The sequence below is a fragment of the Comamonas sp. CMM02 genome (assembly GCF_014851485.1).
Taxonomy (GTDB): domain Bacteria; phylum Pseudomonadota; class Gammaproteobacteria; order Burkholderiales; family Burkholderiaceae_C; genus Comamonas; species Comamonas avium.
The window spans coordinates 331,694-348,016 of record NZ_JACUZW010000003.1 but is presented as its reverse complement, the minus strand read 5'-3'; the positions used below and the strand labels follow the sequence as shown (position 1 = coordinate 348,016).

The 16,323-nt window shown below is 54.6% G+C and carries 18 protein-coding genes and 1 pseudogene; 13 read left to right on the top strand and 6 right to left on the bottom strand.

Annotated elements, in window-relative coordinates; translation table 11 throughout:
* The first annotated feature begins 178 nt into the window (after nucleotides 1-178).
* Both IB213_RS11080 and IB213_RS11075 read left to right on the top strand, forming a co-directional pair.
* A complete protein-coding gene (locus IB213_RS11080; protein ID WP_192406521.1) occupies nucleotides 179-394 on the top strand; it encodes a hypothetical protein in 216 nt (71 codons plus the stop codon).
* Nucleotides 395-931: 537 nt separating this feature from the next.
* Nucleotides 932-4,216, top strand: coding sequence for an autotransporter domain-containing protein (locus IB213_RS11075; protein ID WP_225561076.1), 3,285 nt, complete (start codon nucleotides 932-934; stop codon nucleotides 4,214-4,216).
* 154 nt (nucleotides 4,217-4,370) lie between these two features.
* On the opposite strand, the gene IB213_RS11070 is transcribed toward IB213_RS11075, so the two are convergent.
* A complete protein-coding gene (locus IB213_RS11070; RefSeq protein WP_192406517.1) occupies nucleotides 4,371-4,547 on the bottom strand; it encodes a hypothetical protein in 177 nt (58 codons plus the stop codon).
* A 719-nt stretch (nucleotides 4,548-5,266) separates the two neighbouring features.
* Here IB213_RS11070 and IB213_RS11065 point away from each other — a divergent pair.
* From IB213_RS11065 to IB213_RS11050, 4 genes are all read left to right on the top strand, one after another.
* Entirely contained in the window at nucleotides 5,267-5,443 is a 177-nt protein-coding gene (locus tag IB213_RS11065; RefSeq protein ID WP_191724731.1) for a hypothetical protein, read from the top strand.
* A gap of 50 nt (nucleotides 5,444-5,493) precedes the next feature.
* Complete coding sequence (locus IB213_RS11060) at nucleotides 5,494-5,655, top strand: hypothetical protein (protein ID WP_192406515.1); 162 nt, start codon at nucleotides 5,494-5,496, stop codon at nucleotides 5,653-5,655.
* 475 nt (nucleotides 5,656-6,130) lie between these two features.
* Nucleotides 6,131-6,523: a hypothetical protein gene (locus tag IB213_RS11055; protein ID WP_225561075.1), complete on the top strand. Its 393-nt coding sequence runs from the start codon at nucleotides 6,131-6,133 to the stop codon at nucleotides 6,521-6,523.
* Between the two features lie 251 nt (nucleotides 6,524-6,774).
* Nucleotides 6,775-7,110, top strand: coding sequence for a hypothetical protein (locus IB213_RS11050; RefSeq protein WP_191724733.1), 336 nt, complete (start codon nucleotides 6,775-6,777; stop codon nucleotides 7,108-7,110).
* Between the two features lie 1,073 nt (nucleotides 7,111-8,183).
* Here the strand turns inward: IB213_RS11050 and IB213_RS11045 are convergent.
* Nucleotides 8,184-8,333, bottom strand: a complete 150-nt coding sequence (locus tag IB213_RS11045; RefSeq protein WP_192406513.1) for a hypothetical protein — start codon at nucleotides 8,331-8,333, stop codon at nucleotides 8,184-8,186.
* A 122-nt stretch (nucleotides 8,334-8,455) separates the two neighbouring features.
* On the opposite strand from IB213_RS11045, the gene IB213_RS11040 reads away from it, so the two are divergent.
* Nucleotides 8,456-9,331 (top strand): SPFH domain-containing protein, encoded by an 876-nt coding sequence (locus IB213_RS11040; RefSeq protein WP_225561074.1) that lies wholly within the window; start codon nucleotides 8,456-8,458, stop codon nucleotides 9,329-9,331.
* Nucleotides 9,328-9,618, top strand: a complete 291-nt coding sequence (locus IB213_RS11035) for a hypothetical protein (protein ID WP_191724803.1) — start codon at nucleotides 9,328-9,330, stop codon at nucleotides 9,616-9,618. Before IB213_RS11040 ends, IB213_RS11035 begins: the two co-directional genes overlap by 4 nt.
* A gap of 475 nt (nucleotides 9,619-10,093) precedes the next feature.
* On the opposite strand, the gene IB213_RS11030 is transcribed toward IB213_RS11035, so the two are convergent.
* Nucleotides 10,094-11,260: a diguanylate cyclase gene (locus IB213_RS11030; RefSeq protein ID WP_192406511.1), complete on the bottom strand. Its 1,167-nt coding sequence runs from the start codon at nucleotides 11,258-11,260 to the stop codon at nucleotides 10,094-10,096.
* Nucleotides 11,261-11,532: 272 nt separating this feature from the next.
* On the opposite strand from IB213_RS11030, the gene IB213_RS11025 reads away from it, so the two are divergent.
* The 3 genes and pseudogenes from IB213_RS11025 (at nucleotide 11,533) to IB213_RS11020 (ending at nucleotide 13,104) form a co-directional block, all read left to right on the top strand.
* Entirely contained in the window at nucleotides 11,533-11,736 is a 204-nt protein-coding gene (locus IB213_RS11025; protein ID WP_192406508.1) for a hypothetical protein, read from the top strand.
* 10 nt (nucleotides 11,737-11,746) lie between these two features.
* Nucleotides 11,747-11,881, top strand: a complete 135-nt coding sequence (locus IB213_RS18245; RefSeq protein ID WP_255501871.1) for a hypothetical protein — start codon at nucleotides 11,747-11,749, stop codon at nucleotides 11,879-11,881.
* Between the two features lie 219 nt (nucleotides 11,882-12,100).
* A pseudogene (locus tag IB213_RS11020) lies at nucleotides 12,101-13,104 on the top strand (recombination-associated protein RdgC).
* Between the two features lie 83 nt (nucleotides 13,105-13,187).
* Here IB213_RS11020 and IB213_RS11015 read toward each other — a convergent pair.
* Both IB213_RS11015 and IB213_RS11010 read right to left on the bottom strand, forming a co-directional pair.
* Entirely contained in the window at nucleotides 13,188-13,397 is a 210-nt protein-coding gene (locus IB213_RS11015) for a hypothetical protein (RefSeq protein ID WP_191724806.1), read from the bottom strand.
* A gap of 330 nt (nucleotides 13,398-13,727) precedes the next feature.
* Complete coding sequence (locus IB213_RS11010; RefSeq protein ID WP_191724807.1) at nucleotides 13,728-13,925, bottom strand: 4-oxalocrotonate tautomerase family protein; 198 nt, start codon at nucleotides 13,923-13,925, stop codon at nucleotides 13,728-13,730.
* 138 nt (nucleotides 13,926-14,063) lie between these two features.
* Here IB213_RS11010 and IB213_RS11005 point away from each other — a divergent pair, with 138 nt between their 5' ends.
* Together IB213_RS11005 and IB213_RS11000 are read left to right on the top strand one after the other, a co-directional pair.
* Nucleotides 14,064-14,975 carry a LysR family transcriptional regulator gene (locus IB213_RS11005; protein ID WP_192406506.1) on the top strand — a complete coding sequence of 304 codons (912 nt, stop codon included), beginning with the start codon at nucleotides 14,064-14,066 and terminating at the stop codon, nucleotides 14,973-14,975.
* Nucleotides 14,976-15,069: 94 nt separating this feature from the next.
* Nucleotides 15,070-15,207, top strand: a complete 138-nt coding sequence (locus IB213_RS11000) for a hypothetical protein (RefSeq protein ID WP_191724809.1) — start codon at nucleotides 15,070-15,072, stop codon at nucleotides 15,205-15,207.
* A gap of 325 nt (nucleotides 15,208-15,532) precedes the next feature.
* On the opposite strand, the gene IB213_RS10995 is transcribed toward IB213_RS11000, so the two are convergent.
* Complete coding sequence (locus IB213_RS10995) at nucleotides 15,533-16,051, bottom strand: hypothetical protein (RefSeq protein ID WP_191724810.1); 519 nt, start codon at nucleotides 16,049-16,051, stop codon at nucleotides 15,533-15,535.
* Between the last annotated feature and the right edge of the window lie 272 nt (nucleotides 16,052-16,323).

Genomic DNA, 16,323 nt, shown 5'->3' with positions numbered 1-16,323 from the left:
TCATTGTTTTTCGTACCATTCATTAGCAATAGCCTTGAATGCGCAGCTGCTGCATTGTTCTTTTTCGCTTGGCATCGAGCTTCAATGGGGTCTATGCGTTCTGCTCAGCTTTGGCCACGAGTACAGCGGCCAGCCCAGCCTGCTCGAGCTGCCACAGCACATTGCCAGGGCAGACACCATGCCCGACGACACACAGCTTGCCGCCCTTGCCGCGGCCTGCACCAACTGCCTAAGCGAACGCGCCCAGATCCACGAGCTACGTGCCGCACAAGCTGCTGCCCCCTCTGCTGCTGCCTCGGTCAGCTCCATCACCTCGGCAGCGCCCATAGCACCCCACATTGGCAGCAACAGCAAGCCCCAGCCACCGCTCACCTTCCGGGCAGTGTTAATGTGACGGGCGGGCAGGCTTTATTTAATAGCTGCTAACGCTTATTGGTTAAACACTAGAGAGCTATTTCATTCAAATTTCTTGAAAAAACCTGCCAGTTTGCACCGGCAGGGTTTGGGTTTGTTGAGCGCAGCAAACCTGATTGGTAGGCCTTGCGCAGCTTTAACTTAGTCGGATTGCTGCGCGCCATGCAGTCATTGCGCCACAGCAAGACAACTTGCCGCGTAAACCACGCCCCTGAACACATATGCCTGCACCCAGATATAGCTACACCTACATTCATGGCGTGCAGTTGTAAACAGCGCCGCTCAAAAATCATAAAAAAACTGAAAAATACCTGAAATCAGTTATTTCCAATGCGAGTTTTTGTTAATAGCATCTAGACAAAACCCCGTGCCAGACCGCGCTGGTTCATTGGCGGTTGCCGGTGCTTGCCACTCGCAGTTTTTCACATCCCTTTTGCTTTGAACTTATATGGCTCCATTCTTTGGTCTGCTGCTGGACGCCGGCTTCCCACAACCATCCACCACGAAGGGGCACCCGTTGAGAGGTTGGCTACATGCCTTCTGGCGTAAGGGGCTGCTGATTTTGAGCTTGCTGCTATGCAGCAGCTATGTGCATGCGCAGGGAGCACCCACTGTCGCTGGTGTAGGCCCCAACAGCGGTAGCACGACAGGTGGCGACAGTGTGATCCTGACAGGCACCAACTTTACCGGAGCCACAGCGGTGAGGTTTGGCGAAAAATCCGCCACCGGCTTTAGCGTCAACAACGCCACCACCATCAGAGCAACCACCCCGACCCATGCTGCAGGCGCGGTGACCGTGGAGGTCACCACACCGGGTGGCAGCGCCGCCCTGACCAATGCCTACACCTATGTCCTACCTGCCCCGACGGTTGGCCCGGTGAGTGCCACAGTGGCGGCCAATAGCAGCAGCAACCCCATTACCCTGAGCCTGAGCGGTGGCGCGGCCACCAGCGTTGCCATATCGACCGCGGCGGCTCACGGCACCGCCACCGCCAGCGGCACCACCATCAGTTACACCCCAACCGCCGGTTACTCTGGCAGCGACACCCTCGCCTATACCGCGACCAATGCCAGCGGCACTTCCAGCCCGGCCACGGTGAGCATCACCGTCAGTGCCCCGAGCATCACCCTGAGCCCCGGCTCCCTGAGCAATGGCATCGTCGGTGTTACCTACAACAGCAGCTTCAGCGCCTCTGGCGGCACCGCCCCCTACAGCTACAACATCACATCCGGCAGCATGCCTGCCGGCCTGAGCCTGTCGCCCAGCGGCACCCTCAGCGGCACCCCCACTACCGGTGGCGCCTATAACTTCAGCATCGGCGTGCAGGACCGGTACGGCGCCACCGGCAGCCAGACGTACAGCCTGACGGTCAGTGCCCCGAGCATCACCCTGAGCCCCGGCTCCCTGAGCAACGGCACCGTCGGCACGCCCTATAGCGCAACCCTCAGCTCCACCGGCGGTACCGCGCCCTACAGCTACAGCATCACATCCGGCAGCCTGCCAACCGGCCTCAGCCTGAACACCGGCACCGGTGCGATCAGCGGCATACCAAGCGTCGCTGGCGCCTACAACCTGACCATCACTGCCACCGATACCAACAGCGCCACCGGCTCCCAGGCCTACTCGATCACCATCGGCGGCCAGGTGCCGGTTTCCACCGCCGTCATCGCAGTGGTGCCGGCCAACAGCAGCTTGAACCCGATCACGTTGAATATCTCCGGCGGCGCCGCCACCAGCGTCGCCGTGGCCAGCGCCGCCAGCCACGGGACTGCCACGGCCAGCGGGACCAGCATCAGCTACACGCCTGCCGCCGGTTTCTCCGGTGTCGACAGTTTCACCTACACCGCCACCAACGCCAGCGGCACTTCCAGCCCGGCCACGGTGAGCATCACCGTCAGTGCGCCCACCCTGACGATTACTCCGACGACTCTGCCCAACGGCACTCAAAGCACGGCCTACAGCCAGACCCTGACCACCTCCGCGGGCACAGCCCCCTACAGCTACCGCATCACATCCGGCAACCTGCCGGCCGGCCTGAGCCTGAACACCAGCAGCGGCGTGTTCAGCGGCACCCCCACTGCCGGTGGTGCCTTCAACCTGACCATTACCGTCACCGACGCCAACGGAGCTACCGGTTCCCAGCCCTACAGCTTGCAGGTGCAGGCCCAGTCCGTGGTAGTACCACCCAGCAACCAAACCGTGGCCGCCGGTCAGACCGCCAGCGTCGACCTGACCCAGGGCGCCACCGGCGGCCCGTTCACCAGCGCCACGCTGCTGTCGGTGAGCCCACCGTCGGCGGGTACCGCACGCATGACCGGCCCATTCACCATGAGCTTTGCCCCGGCTGCGGCCTTCAGCGGCAGCGCGGTAGTGAGCTTCAACCTGCAGGCCGCCAGCGGCAGCGTGGGCAACGGCTTCGTCACCTTCGCCGTGCAGTCGCGCCCCGACCCCACAACGGATGCGACTGTGCGCGGTGTCACCACATCGCAACAGCAAGCGGCCGTGCGTTTTGCGGGCACACAGTTGATGAACTTCACCCAGCGGCTGGAACACTTGCGCAACCCCCAGCGCAGCACATTCACGAGCGGATTGCAGCTGGCCATGCCCCGGGCAGTAAACACCCAAGTGCGCAACTGCCGAAGTGCCACCAGTTTGCTGGAGCAGCAAGAGTGCGTCAGCAGTCAGGGCCGCATGGAGCGTGGCAGCCTGGCACCGGGATGGAGCCGCGCCGCGCAGCACAATGCAGCAGCGGCTGCGCAGGGCATGAATACGGAGCAGGCCTTTGCCTCCAGACCTCAGCCCTTAGGGCAAGACGTACCGCTTTCTGAGGTGGGTAGTGCTTCTGGCACCCAACGCTCTGTGACTGCTTCTCAGCAATTCATGGGCAAGATTGCTCCAGAACATGCGCAAATGACGGCTCTACCAGCGGCAGACACCCCCATCGCCGAGCCGGGTAGCGCAGCACGCCCGCGCTTGGCCTACTGGACATCTGGCATGGTGGACTGGGGTTTTGCAGAAGCCACTGCCGGTCAAGATGATGGCCTGCGCTTTACCACCAGCGGCGTCACCATGGGCATGGACTATTTGCTGAGCAAAGAATGGACGGTTGGCATGGGCATTGGCTTTGCCTATGACCGTACAAAGATTGGCAGCGAAGGCAGCCGCAACCACAGCAAAGGGGTGAGTACCGCTCTGTATGGCAGCTGGAACCCAGCACCTGCTTATTTTGTGGACGGTGTGCTGGGTTACAGCCGCATGAGTTTTGACACCCGCCGCTGGGTAGCCGATGCTGGAGAGTTTGCCCAAGGCGAGCGTGATGGCTCTCAGTGGTTTGCAGCCCTGTCTGCGGGCTATGAATGGCGCACTGAGGAGTGGATGCTTTCACCCTACGGCCGTTTGCAATTTGCCCGCAGCAGTTTGGATGCTTACACGGAAACAGGTGCGGGCTGGCATGCGCTGCGCTTTGACAAGCAAAACATCACCAACACCTCTGCATCGCTGGGCTTGCGCGGCGAAATCAGCCATGACACCCGCTGGGGTACGCTGCTGCCATTTGGCCGTCTGGAGCTGCAACATGACTTTGACCACCAATCCAATATGCGCCTTGGCTATGCGGACTTGGCCGGGTCTTCACAAAGCTACAGCATCAGCAGCACCGCACTTGGGCGTAACCGTGTACAGCTGGGGTTTGGTAGCAGACTGCAGTCACGGGTTGGTACGTTTGCGGCAGAAATGCAGTTCACACGCAGCAGCCACAGCTTTCAGCGTGGGCTGCGCCTGATGTACACCACACGCTGGTAACCGGGCTTAAGCCACCGCAATAGCTCTGCAAGCTAAACACAAAGCCCCTGCCAGCCAACGCCAGCAGGGGCTTTTTAACGCTTACAAAATTCAAGCAAAATTTTCCTCAACCGCTTACACAGCAAGCGGTAGGAGCTGTCAAATCAATCAATCTTCATTGCCTGTAGAGATTGATCTGTCCACCACCGTTTGAAGCGTCTGCCTTGGTTTTGATTTCGCGAAACAGGGCACGCTTGGTCAGTGACTGGGTGCAGGCGGTTGCAAGGGCGGCCAGTTGCGCATCGCAGGCGGCTACGTCGTGGTTGGTGATGTACTGGGTCAACTCGGCCAAGCATTGACAAGTCGGAAAGCTGCGACCACAAACCAAAGTTTTGTTACAGAAGGCTGCGGTTTGAACGCATGTGGGGCCTATCAGTTACGTACCTTCACCAATTTCATGTAACGCTGGCAGTCTTTGCCCAATAAAAGCGTACTGTGGTATTGGGAAGCCTAGAGTTACTGAAGACAGACCAGAATTGGAGGTCTATATGTCATGGTTAAAAAACTGCTGTCTAGCCTTGAGGGGACGCGCGAATGGATGCGGCGCCCAATCAAGCACAGCACCACCATCGCAGCCTGATAAGGCTCCCAGTGAAAAAGACAAAAACAACGACCAGCAACAGCAACAGTAGCAGCCGCAAAAAAAGCGAGGCCCACTGAGTGCTCTGCAGCAAGATTATTGATTGCAAGGGTCAAAGGTTTATGCCCGCTCACCGCGGGTTTTTTTCTGTCCCCGCTTCAGCACAGCCATCTGATGAAGGGCACCGCCGATGCAACAGTACCCGCAAGGGGAAACCACCCAAACTGCGCACAGATAGGTGCTGCCCTCTGAGCGCCATCAGAGGGGAACAGAGCCTTGTGACAGAGGGCTGCGGTTTGTAATTGAACGCAAGAGTTGCCCAGCTCTACAGGGGTGTGGTCCCGAGCCCCCCAAACATAGGGGCCGGACTCCTACACCTCCGATGAACGGCATGCATCACCCTGAAAGCTCAACCGTAAAGGAGTGCATACATGACAGCTGATCATCAAAAACCGACACCCACCGCATTCGACCCCAAGGATGCAAAGCCAGGCGCCAATCCCAACGTCCCCTCTGATCTCAATGATCCACGCAACCCTAAAAGCCCACACCCAGCTGAGCCAACGGAACAACAAAACCGCGTGATCAAACAGCCACGCAAGGAGTGAATGCAATGATTCAACCCAAAAAGCCCAGATCACTACCGGAGGATGAGGAAATGGATCCCGTGGGTCTGCCATACCCTGAGCAGCAAGACCCGACGTTGCCCAATGACGGTGACGATCCGCCCCACCCACCATTTTCTCCAGACAGAGAGCCTGACATCCCGGAGGATCCAGAATTCGAGAGAGTGGTTCAGCCCGAGCCGCCCAATGTCTAAGACACCAACCCCACCCGCCTAGAGCGGGTTTTTTATTACCCAAACCCAAGCAGCTTCCAACCGTGGACTGTTTTTGTTTGTCTAGGCAGAGCATCGTGTAAGTAGGCCAGCTGTAGGCCAGCCGCATAAGCACAAAACACCGCCGCCTGGCGTGTCTCCAGGGCTATCTGGTGAGTTGTTTGAAGCCCAAACATCTGACCTGATGGCAATCGTGACAGGGTTTTCGCGCACCACCTCAAGCTAGCTGATGCAGCTTCTTGCACTTACGAATGCGGGCCCGTGCGTTCGCGTTGGCCGGCGAGGTGTTGTGAACTGAATCATTCTCCCCAGTGCAATGCAGTAGCCGCACCACATCAAGCCAGTTTGCAACTTCGGTCGCGGCTAGCGCTTGCTGCATCTGCATTTCTAACTATATTTAGCAAATACACCAACCCTCAAGGTCTGCGCCTTGCGGGCTTTTTCTTTTGGAGAGTGAATGAGCACACCCATACCAAACATGCAAGCAGAGCCATTTCAACAGCGAGTGAACCGTTGGGTGGTCGAGTGCTTTGGCGAAACCATTGCCAACGACACGACCGAACGCAACCACCGTTTTCTGGAGGAAGCTTTAGAGCTGGTGCAGTCCTTGGGCTGCACACGCAGCGAAGTCATGCAACTGGTGGACTATGTTTTTGCACGCTCCGCTGGTGAGCCCAGTCAGGAAGTGGGTGGCGTGACAGTCACTCTGGCCTCGCTTTGTTCTGCCTCCAACCTTGATATGCAAAACGCCGCAGAAGTAGAGCTACACCGCATCAGTGATCCGGTCATCACCAACAAGATCAGGGCCAAGCATGCAGCCAAGCCCAAGTACGCTCCCCATGCAACCTAACAAGACTGCATACAGGGTCTGTTGCCGCTAGCCAGCCACCAGTGAAGGCTAAGCCCACCCCAAGCCCGCTCGGCACCAGTCGTGCGGGCTTTTTCTATGAAGCTAACCCCATGAGCACCACCAGCCCACCCGGAACATGACGCGCAGGTTTTTTCAGCTGCGATAAGCACACAACAAGATAAAACAAGCCCTTATCGGCATTGCAGAAATGGACATTTGCAATCATTGTCTCTCTCGGTTACACATTAACCATGAATTACCAAGCGACTTTCGAGCGCCGTTTCTACGCGCTGCTAAAAGCTGTTGATCCACAGCCTCGTTGTACAAGCCGCCAAGAAGCACATGATCTGCTCTTGAAACATTGGGTTCTGATTTGCGAAATGAACGGGCTGTCCAAAATACAGGTCGAACGGATGAAGTCACGCAGTTTGAGTACTGCGCATGGGTGGCACAACCTTGACCAGAACCCCTGCCACTGGGATTCCAAAACGTCACCCGGGGTGCGTATTTATCTGCATGACGATGGACTGATAGTGATGCAGCGCATCAATGATGGAGAGAAGCATGAGATTCTTTTCCTCAAATAAAAAGTTGCGCAAAAAAGAATCTGGCTGCCAAGGCCAAGAACCACTTCCCAGGTTGCAAAGCGCTCTAAGGCGGCGTCTGGCTAATTACCAAGGAACAAAAGCAATCAAAAGAATGACCACGATGAGCGCAACCGCAATCTGCACTGTGCGGTTAGTTGCATAACGGTTTTGGGAAGATGAGGTCGGAACCTGACCTTCTGAGTTTGGAGGTGGTGTAGTCATGAACCAACCATAAGCCCGCGCTTTTCCCCAGCATGTCGGACAACCTGCCGCTTGTCGCAGCCGCTTGTCTCTATCCAGCTGCCTTGAGCAGGTTTTTTGTTTTCAAGCACTCCATGAACACCCCGCCAGCTGCGCAGGAACAAAGCCCCAAGCTACACAAACGCTGCTATAGCTGCAGCGCGACGTCGCGCTAGATTTGAGTGGCAGAGGGACTTGGAGTCCAATGCCAACCGCCAAATAATCTGTGTCAATCTTGTGTGAATCCGGTGTGAATCCGGTGTGAATTTAACGACACCGCTGGACACTTCAAGGCAAAAGAAAACCGCCACACTCTGAGTGTTTTCAGTGTGTGGCGGTGTCGTGGATGGTGGAGCTGGCGAGAATTGAACCCGCGTCAAACCCAATAAACATGCGGCTTCCAAGGCGTCTGTGCTAAATCGGTGCTATCACCTAAATTTCACGACAGACCATCACAGACCCAGCGATTCAATTCAGCACTTCTCAATTGAACCAACGTCCGCAGTTAGCTACATAAGGCTGGCTTTATGCAACAAATTGCAACGAGAAAATCATTTTTTCTTCTGAATAAAGTTGTGCCTCTTGATGACTAAAGTTGAGCAATGATCGCCGCCGCCCTTCTCTGCCATGTCGTCGGCATCTCAGACGGCGACACCCTCCAATAAAAGCCCCCTGCCAGCATGCACCGGCAGGGGGTTTCTTTCAGTTCAGCAGTGGCGGTTAGAAAGCCCAGCGCACTGGCGTGCTGCACAAGGTCTTGGTAGAGCATGTCCTGGCACTGCTGGCGCGTGAACGTCTGCCCCATGCGCAGCTCTGGCCCGGTGTGGCCCGTGCTAGGCGGTGATGATGCCAATCGGGTCACGGTAGGTGCGCAGCACCGGGCCTTCGTACTTGGCAACCAAGGGCACCACAGGCGCGGCAGCACTGGCACCAATCGCAGCAATCAGTTTGGTTTGCCAAAAACAGCAAAGCCCGTCGCGCAAGCGATGGCAGGTCGGAAAGCTACGACCGCAAAACAGAGCTTTGTGACAGTGGGCTGCGGTTTGAAACATGTTCAAATCAACGAGCAACACCGCAAAGGAGGCGGTTAAAAAACATGCAACCAATGAAGTACAAAAATATTCTGGCAGCCATAACCACCGTTCTGGTGTTGGCAGCATGCGGACAAAAAGTCGAAGTTCCACCTGCACATGTCGGCAAAATAATGACCAAGGATGGCTACCAGGACAACCTGATCCCGACCTCCAAGTTCCGTCTTGGCAAGTGCTGGGCGTACTGTGATCGACTGGTTTTACTTGACGTATCCGATAAGGCCTATCAAGAGGCTATGACCATTTTCATTCCTGAAGACAAGTTGAACTTGGATGTGACCATCCGTGCAACGTTAAGCATCAACCCCAAGAAAACAGCCGAACTGTTCAATGCAATTGCTCCGACAGAAGTCTCTGGAGATATTTCGACCATTGCCAATGAGCAGGTGTACCGCACCTATGCAAGCCAGATCATTCAAGCCCAAGTGCGTGAGTATTTGAGCAAGCTTTCGATCAGTGAAATTGCTTCTAGCAACGAAAAAATCAACTCTGACTTGCGCATCCAGCTAGGCAATGCGATTGAGGCCTTGACCCCCTTCTCGGTGCGCTTTGTTGGCATTACCAATCTGAAGTACCCCAAGATCATTACTGACGCACAAGAGTCAGCCGCTGAGCGTCGCGAAGCCATTCAGAAAGAGGAAGCCCAGCTGGCCATCTCCAAAGCTCAGTTAGAGCGTGAGCTGCAAGAAGCCCGCCTGCAGCGCGCTATTGACAAGGAAAAGGCAGAGACTGAAGCCATGTCTCAAGCAGTGCTAGCCCAATCCGTGGACTCCCGAGTGCTGCAGCTACGCAAGCTGGAAAACGAGCGTGCTTGGATTGAGAAGTGGAATGGACAGCTGCCCACAACAACTCTGAGCGATGCGGTCCCCATGGTGAGCATCGGCAAATGATTCTTCTGATCAACCTCATACCGTTTTTGATTGCGGCCATTGGCTTTGGCTTGAGTTGGAAATTCAAGAAACTATGGATTGCGGCAGCAACCGTTGCTGCGCTGTTTCTGTACTTTCAAGCCCAACCCTCCTACATGCCAAAGGGTGAAATTGCCCGATCAGCGCCTCCTGTATTCGTTGAATCGGAAGCCGGCATCGAAGATCGCATCAGCAAGCCAGTTCCAGGCAATGTGCGTGATCAGCGTATGCAGGATGCGGTCAAGCAAGGCTTAGACTTCAAGCAGTAACAATCTCTGCACCAACCAAAAACGCCTCTCAGGGCGTTTTACTTTTCTTGTAGCCACCCCTGCACACGCTCGGCTGGCTTTATTGCTGGGGGAAACCAAAGCCTTGTGACAGAGGGCTGCAGTTTGAGACTCAAGCCTGTGTTACTTACGCATTGATACAACGTGGGTATTTCTTCAGGAGCATCGTGCAGACGTGAAGGCCCGTTTGGCTTTCTCTAACTTAAGGAGTTAGTCCAATGCAACACACATCCACTCTGGCCTGAACATCCTTGGTCAGAGACAAAGGTAAGAGCGACAAGCTGAGCGATCTTCGCCTGGTCTAAAGCAGCCAGGACAAACTCAGAACAAAAAGCAGTAAGACGATGCTTTCAAGCAGAGTGTGTTTATTTTCTGCATGTCGCTCTTCCGTCCACCAAGCCATCAGCCCGCATCGAGCGGGCTTTTTCATGCCCAAACTCTTAGGCTGTAGCTGAATTTAGCCAGTCACAGATTCAGCAACAGGATCGGTACAGATGCGATCGCGTCCAGCGCCTTTAGCTTGATATAAAAGCTTATCCGCCTGATCGATGGCTGCGGACAAGCTGCCACCAAGCGGCACAGCAGTAATCCCAAAGCTAATTGTCAGCGGCTTATCTTCTTGCATTGCATCGTTCGCCGATCTAACCTGCTCCCGGATGCGAGCAACAATTTCCCCAGCTCTTTTAATATCGGTATTCACCAGCAAGAGAACGAATTCTTCGCCACCGTAACGAGCCACCAGGTCTTGATCGCGCACTTGGCTGCGCATGGTGAGCGACACCTTTTTCAGCACCTGGTCACCACGTTCATGCCCCCAGCGGTCGTTGATGTATTTGAAGTGGTCAATATCTCCAACAGCCAGAGAGATAGGCTGCAGTCGACGGTCATTAATCAATGACTCAGCGGCCTCAAGGAATGCTCTTCGATTGAGTAGTTCGGTTAAGGGATCATGGTCGCGCTCATCACTTAATTTACTCACGGTCCTCTGGACGGCGCATGCAAGAAACAGGAATGTAAAAAGCATGCAGAAAGTCATTGAGCCAATCGTCGTGACCACCCAAAACTTAGACAGGACGAAGTTGTTTAGCTCTGCAGAGCCCATCGCGAGAACTATGGCTGGTCTGAGCATTGTGTAAATGCAGAACATTACATAGATCCAGTAAAGGACAACCTCAAGACGTTCACGTTTGCGCGGCAATTTGAAAATTGCAGGGGCTGGTAGTACTTGCATCAATCCCAACGCGATACCCAGCGCGTGGATCCGAAGCAGAAGATCCTCTTCAACCAAGCTGAAGAACGCAAGAATCGCCAGCGTTGTTAAGCCAATTGCGAGGCTAAGGCGTGGGTGTGATGGAACTCCATACTTGTCAGCCAGTGCACGGGCACCAAACCACGCTCCTAATAAATAGCCCAGCCCTGATACCGTACTCCAGGTGGCAATCTGGCTTCGATCAAGAAGCGTTTGGAATCCCAGTGAGACCCCTGTAAATGCCAGCGAACACCCTAATAACAGCAGGTACCGATGATCGCGCTTTAAATACCAAACCGTAAAAAGCGCAAGGCTCAGCATCACAATGGCCGACGGTGCCACCAGCAAATAGGCTTGGGCGTTGTTTATGGGCATGGTGAGCCTTTCGCAAGCAAAAGTGCTCACTAACAAAACGTGTTGAGATAAAACTAAACATGAGCAAGAGGTAAACCCACCTCTTCTTACTCAAAATTAATACTATCAAACCAATGCGTGTGTAAACACTTTTTTCGCTTATCCCGAGGCACTGAACTAGACTCGTTTTTGCCTGACTGAAGCTTCCTAAAGTTGGCAAGCATTAATCCACGCCCTTTATCAGCTACCCGCCCTGCACACGCTCGGCGGGTTTTTCATTTCTGGAGCCCGTTATGTCTCGCTACACCGCCTTACTCAATAAAGCGCGAAGGCGCGCTCACCCAGCTTTTAGCGCCCCCGCCGAAACGCTGGAGCAGCGCGAGACAAAGCGCCGCCTCAAAGCCGAAGACGAAGGCAGTCTTTACCTGCCATCCAAAGCGTGGCTGCTGGAGCCAGCCGCGCGCCAAACCAGCCCTCAACCACCAGTTGCCGAATAAGGAGAACCCGATGCGATTCATCTTCAAAGCCAACGGTCGCGCCAGTGCCGACACCTTCGCCAGCAGAGACGCTGCATACGCCGCCGGCCTGCTTTGCTCGGGTGGTGTGATTGCCGGGTCATCACTGCAGCAGCAGGAAATTTAGCATGACACCGCACCCCCAATTGCAGCGAATGCCCCGCTCTAAACCCCGCTTCAAGCCCACCACCAAGTGGGCTTTGTTGCTTCTGGTCGCCCTGTTTTTCTCAATCGCCTGGAGTGCTCTGTGCGCCTGATGTTCCACGCTTTCTTGCGGCTCTTCGTTTCATCCATTGCAGCAACTGCTGCGGCAGTGGTCACCCATATCTAAAGAGTTAATGAATTTATGTTCTCGAACCTGATCATCTATCGCACTGCCCAGCAATGGCAGGGCTCGCTGGAGCAAGTGGAAGAGGCTCTGCAAAAGACACCTTTCATGGCCTGCGGAGCAACCCAAGAGCATGCAGAGGGCTGGATTCCTCCGCGCGGCCACGAGCACGGCCTGCTGGCTGAAAGCGTTGGCGGCCAGTGGATCCTGCGCTTCATGAGTGAATCCAAAATGCTGCCCGCCAGCGTGCTCAATCGCAAGGTGCAAGAGAAGGCTGACGCGTGTGAAAAAGAGTTTGGCCGCAAGCCCGGCAAGAAAAAAAAGCGCGACCTGAAAGACGAGGCCAAGCTCTATTTGCTGCCCATGGCATTCACCAAGCAAAGCAGCATGTGGGTGTGGATCGATCCGCAATCGAAGTTTCTGGTGTTGGATACCGGCGCGCAAAGCAAGGCTGACGAAGTGGTCACGTTGCTGGTAGAAGGCCTCAAAGGATTTGGCTGTCCCTGCTGGACACACAAACCAGTGCCCAGGCGGCCATGGCCCATTGGCTGTTGACGCAGAAAGCACCCGTGGGCTTCAGCATTGACCGCGAGTGCGAACTGAAAGCAGCCGATGAATCCAAGTCCTTGGTGCGCTATGGCCGCCACCCTCTGGATATTGACGAGGTAAAGCAGCACGTAGAGCACGGAAAGCTGCCCACCAAGCTTGCTCTGACCTGGGATGACCGTGTGAGCTTCTTACTCACGGACAACCTTCAACTCAAGAAGCTGAACTTCACCGACACGGTGCTGGACCGGGCAGGTGATGAAGGCGGCTTTGACACAGAAGTGGCCATTGCTACGGGCGAGCTTGCAAAGCTGATCCCTGACTTGATTGAAGCCTTGGGTGGCGAAGGCCGTACAGAAATTGGCCTGCCATCACCCAGCGCCACCACCTTGGCAGTTCGCGTGTCTCGCGCAAGCGAAGTGACTGGGCCAGCCAGCGCGCCAGACGACACAGCAACGCGGGACGCTCCGTTCTAAACAAAAAACCCGCGTAATGCGGGTTTTGTTTTTGCCAGGTCAGGACTGAAATTCAGCAGAATGCCTGAATCAATTCTCAGAGCTTACTCGGGAAGCGCGACGCCAAGTTTTGCAAGCTTAGCGGCAGCTACATCGCGACGATGAGCTGCTTTCGATGCGGTTTCGCTCACCGACTTGAGTACGCCAGGGCCTTTAGATGACGAGGTCAGCACTACTGCTGCTTTTTTAGCGGCATCAGCAGCCAATTTTTTGTAGCTGGCGATGAGTTCGGCGTGTGCAATTGGTTGATTCACAAAGATTTCCGTATTTAAGATAAGTCCGATTGTTGCTCAAAACGCTCACAACATCTTCCCCTTCTGTTTTCACCTGTTTTTTTGCCTGGCAGAAGCACCAATCTGAATTGACTAGCATTTCGTGGTTTGAGAAGACAACCTCTAAACAGGCTGGGTGAAGCTGCACTGCGCGGCTGCCCTGACCACCACACCGACTAAGCACCAGAGGTATGAGCACGCGCCCTATTAGTCCTGTCCTGATTTCTCTGCATTCCAGGGCTGCAAGCGGCTAGGAGCAATCTTAAAAATGGCCTGCAAACAAAGAACCTCAGGTCTGCTTGCTCTTCATCTTCAGCTGGTTGCGTTGCTTCCTCCGAATAATTTGCCAGCACCGGCCCAATCGGATGCCTTGACGTCTTCAAAGATGATGTAGATGTAATTGGGATCGGTTCCGGTATGTTCGACGATGCTTTTAGTGATATCTGCCGCTACAGCAGCCTTTTGTTTGTGATCTTTTCCTTCGAACCAGCTCACACGGACAACGGGCATAAAAGTCTCTCCTGATAGTTGATGACAGCGCTGATAGCAATTACTTTGTTTTTGCTCTCAGCGTCACAGCAATCCTATAGTTGAAACTTAAATCTATATTCGAATACATTTCTCATATAAGAATCCCCGGAGGAAACATTGAACGAGCAAGATGTATTCGCAGATATCCCACTGTTCGTAACCGTCGCTCGAGCAGGAACTTTCACGAAGACTGCAGAGCAACTGGGTATAACTAAGTCAGCTGTTACCAAGGCAGTCACTCGTCTAGAGAATCGACTTGGCTTCAAGCTTTTTCACAGAACCACCCGGTTGATCCGATTAACTTCGGATGGAGAGGCCTATCTCAATGCTTGTCGGCATGCCCTGGATGAGGTGACCGCTGCACAAACTGCTCTTTCATCTAACAGCCAAGTTCTGTCTGGGCGTATCCATATCGACATGCCTGTTGCATTTGGACGAAAGGTTCTGCTACCAGCCTTAATGAACATCGTCCGACCACACCCTGGCATAAGCCTAACTTTGACTTTCACAGACGCGGTCAGCGATCTTTTGCGCGAGGATGTTGATCTCGCCATCCGATTCGGAGCTCTTGCAGATAGCAGCCACCTCATCGCACGTCGACTTACACAGCAAAGGCGTGTGATCTGTGCATCACCGGGCTACATCAAAGACTACGGTTTGCCGACCACCATCATTGAAGTTGCTGAGCACCGTTGTCTAGTGGGTACTCCAAATGGTCCACCAAGCTCCTGGGCTGTGATGGAGGCAGCCAACCAGCCGGCCACCTACGAGCCACCTAAGACTCATCAGTTCAGCGACGGTGACGCCATGGTTGATGCAGCAGTCGCTGGAATGGGGCTGCTGCAATTGCCTGAAACTATGGTGCGCGACAAAATCGCTAGCGGCCTTTTGCGTGAAATCCTCCCTGGTTTGTCTGGGCCAGATGTTGAGGTTCATGCAGTTTGGCCAAAGCGGGGACAACTCAGTCCACGACTTAGATACATTGTGGATAGGCTCTTAGAGCTTGGAGCCAAGGGTGAGTTGAACTGAATCTCTTGTCTCTCGTGACCTACCGAGCCAAGCTACCTTATTGAATTGCAGAGCCCGCCACTGAGCGAGCTTTTCTCATTCTGGAGATACCAGCATGCGATTCCTGATCAAAGTGGCCGGCACAAAGTTTGACCGCATCCCAAGCAACGATGCAGCACAGGCTGATGCCTTTGCCCGTTTTCCACTTGCCATGGCTGTAGTGATGTTGCGCATGGACGCTAACGGAGCATGAGTGAGCTGCCATCACCCAGCGCCACCGCCTTGGCAGTTCGCGTGTCTCGCGCGGGCGAAGTGACTGGGCCAGCCAGCGCACCAGACGGCACGGCAACGCAGGACGCTCCGTTCAGATGCACAAACTCACCTTCCCTAGGTTGAAAGATTACGCAATCGGCCTGCTATAGGACGAAAGGATTGAGTGCTCCATCATCGATGGCATACGCATATTTGCGGAGCAGCACGACTGGCCTGGTGCGGACCCGCATGCGAGGCAGAAAGGCTGGGGCAACTAACTGCTGCCCCTACCAATCAAAAAACAGCGGAAGTTACGGTGTTACGCCTTATTTTTTGCAGGAATCTTCTGGGTGTGAAAATTCAACCTTGGTGTTGGGTTCACTGAGAGAGACAACATTAGCGACACAGACTTTACGATCCATGCCAAAGAAGACCTCATAGTCTTTGTTTTTCTCGGGCACAAACGTGGCAGATACAGAGCAAGACAACCTGCTGTCAGGGCCTGTAAGCATGGCAAAAACAATGGGCTTATTGGCCGCAACATACATTTCTGCGGACGTGTGTTGCTTGCTCAGCGCCGACACTGGCATATCAATTTTGCGGTCTTTGTAGCCACTGGCTCCAACCATCCCGCCTATCACCGTGCCTGCCCCTGGTGCTGACCAGTCTAGGCAGTCTTGGCCAGGAATAGCTCGAACAAAAGCAGTTGCTGCGCGCACAACACGAACTCGTGCTTTGTCTCCTGAATCGGGTTCGGCAACTGTCGTGAATTGAGTACCTAAGCTACTGCACCCTACGACGGTTAGAGTGGTCATAAAAGCTGCCATGAGCTGGGTTATGCGCATTGAGTTTCCCTCTTCTTCGTTGATATTTAATGCGTGGTGGATTTTCGGATAACTGAGGACTGAACCAAGCCTCAGTTTTAAATGCCTGCGACATCAAAGCCTGCGAATTACAGCTTAGATGCACAACCACTCCGACGATTCGTGGACACTGCGCTGGTTTAATCTGGCCAGCTCACCATCTACGGTGGTCAAACCTGCCTGAGACTCCTGCTATCGGCCATGAGTCGCCATCGTGTCATTGGTCTTCTGTAATCACAAAAGACCTAGATCAA

What these genes read in the sequence shown, in the direction of transcription:
- IB213_RS11035 (WP_191724803.1), top strand. Translation starts at nt 9,328, where the DNA reads ATGATTCTTCTGATCAACCTCATACCGTTTTTGATTGCGGCCATTGGC.
- IB213_RS11060 (WP_192406515.1), top strand. Translation starts at nt 5,494, where the DNA reads ATGGATCCCGTGGGTCTGCCATACCCTGAGCAGCAAGACCCGACGTTG.
- IB213_RS11080 (WP_192406521.1), top strand. Translation starts at nt 179, where the DNA reads ATGCCCGACGACACACAGCTTGCCGCCCTTGCCGCGGCCTGCACCAAC.
- IB213_RS11040 (WP_225561074.1), top strand. Translation starts at nt 8,456, where the DNA reads ATGAAGTACAAAAATATTCTGGCAGCCATAACCACCGTTCTGGTGTTG.
- IB213_RS10995 (WP_191724810.1), bottom strand. Translation starts at nt 16,051, where the DNA reads ATGCGCATAACCCAGCTCATGGCAGCTTTTATGACCACTCTAACCGTC.
- IB213_RS11010 (WP_191724807.1), bottom strand. Translation starts at nt 13,925, where the DNA reads ATGCCCGTTGTCCGTGTGAGCTGGTTCGAAGGAAAAGATCACAAACAA.
- IB213_RS11050 (WP_191724733.1), top strand. Translation starts at nt 6,775, where the DNA reads ATGAATTACCAAGCGACTTTCGAGCGCCGTTTCTACGCGCTGCTAAAA.
- IB213_RS11030 (WP_192406511.1), bottom strand. Translation starts at nt 11,260, where the DNA reads ATGCCCATAAACAACGCCCAAGCCTATTTGCTGGTGGCACCGTCGGCC.
- IB213_RS11055 (WP_225561075.1), top strand. Translation starts at nt 6,131, where the DNA reads ATGAGCACACCCATACCAAACATGCAAGCAGAGCCATTTCAACAGCGA.
- IB213_RS11065 (WP_191724731.1), top strand. Translation starts at nt 5,267, where the DNA reads ATGACAGCTGATCATCAAAAACCGACACCCACCGCATTCGACCCCAAG.
- IB213_RS11025 (WP_192406508.1), top strand. Translation starts at nt 11,533, where the DNA reads ATGTCTCGCTACACCGCCTTACTCAATAAAGCGCGAAGGCGCGCTCAC.
- IB213_RS18245 (WP_255501871.1), top strand. Translation starts at nt 11,747, where the DNA reads ATGCGATTCATCTTCAAAGCCAACGGTCGCGCCAGTGCCGACACCTTC.
- IB213_RS11000 (WP_191724809.1), top strand. Translation starts at nt 15,070, where the DNA reads ATGCGATTCCTGATCAAAGTGGCCGGCACAAAGTTTGACCGCATCCCA.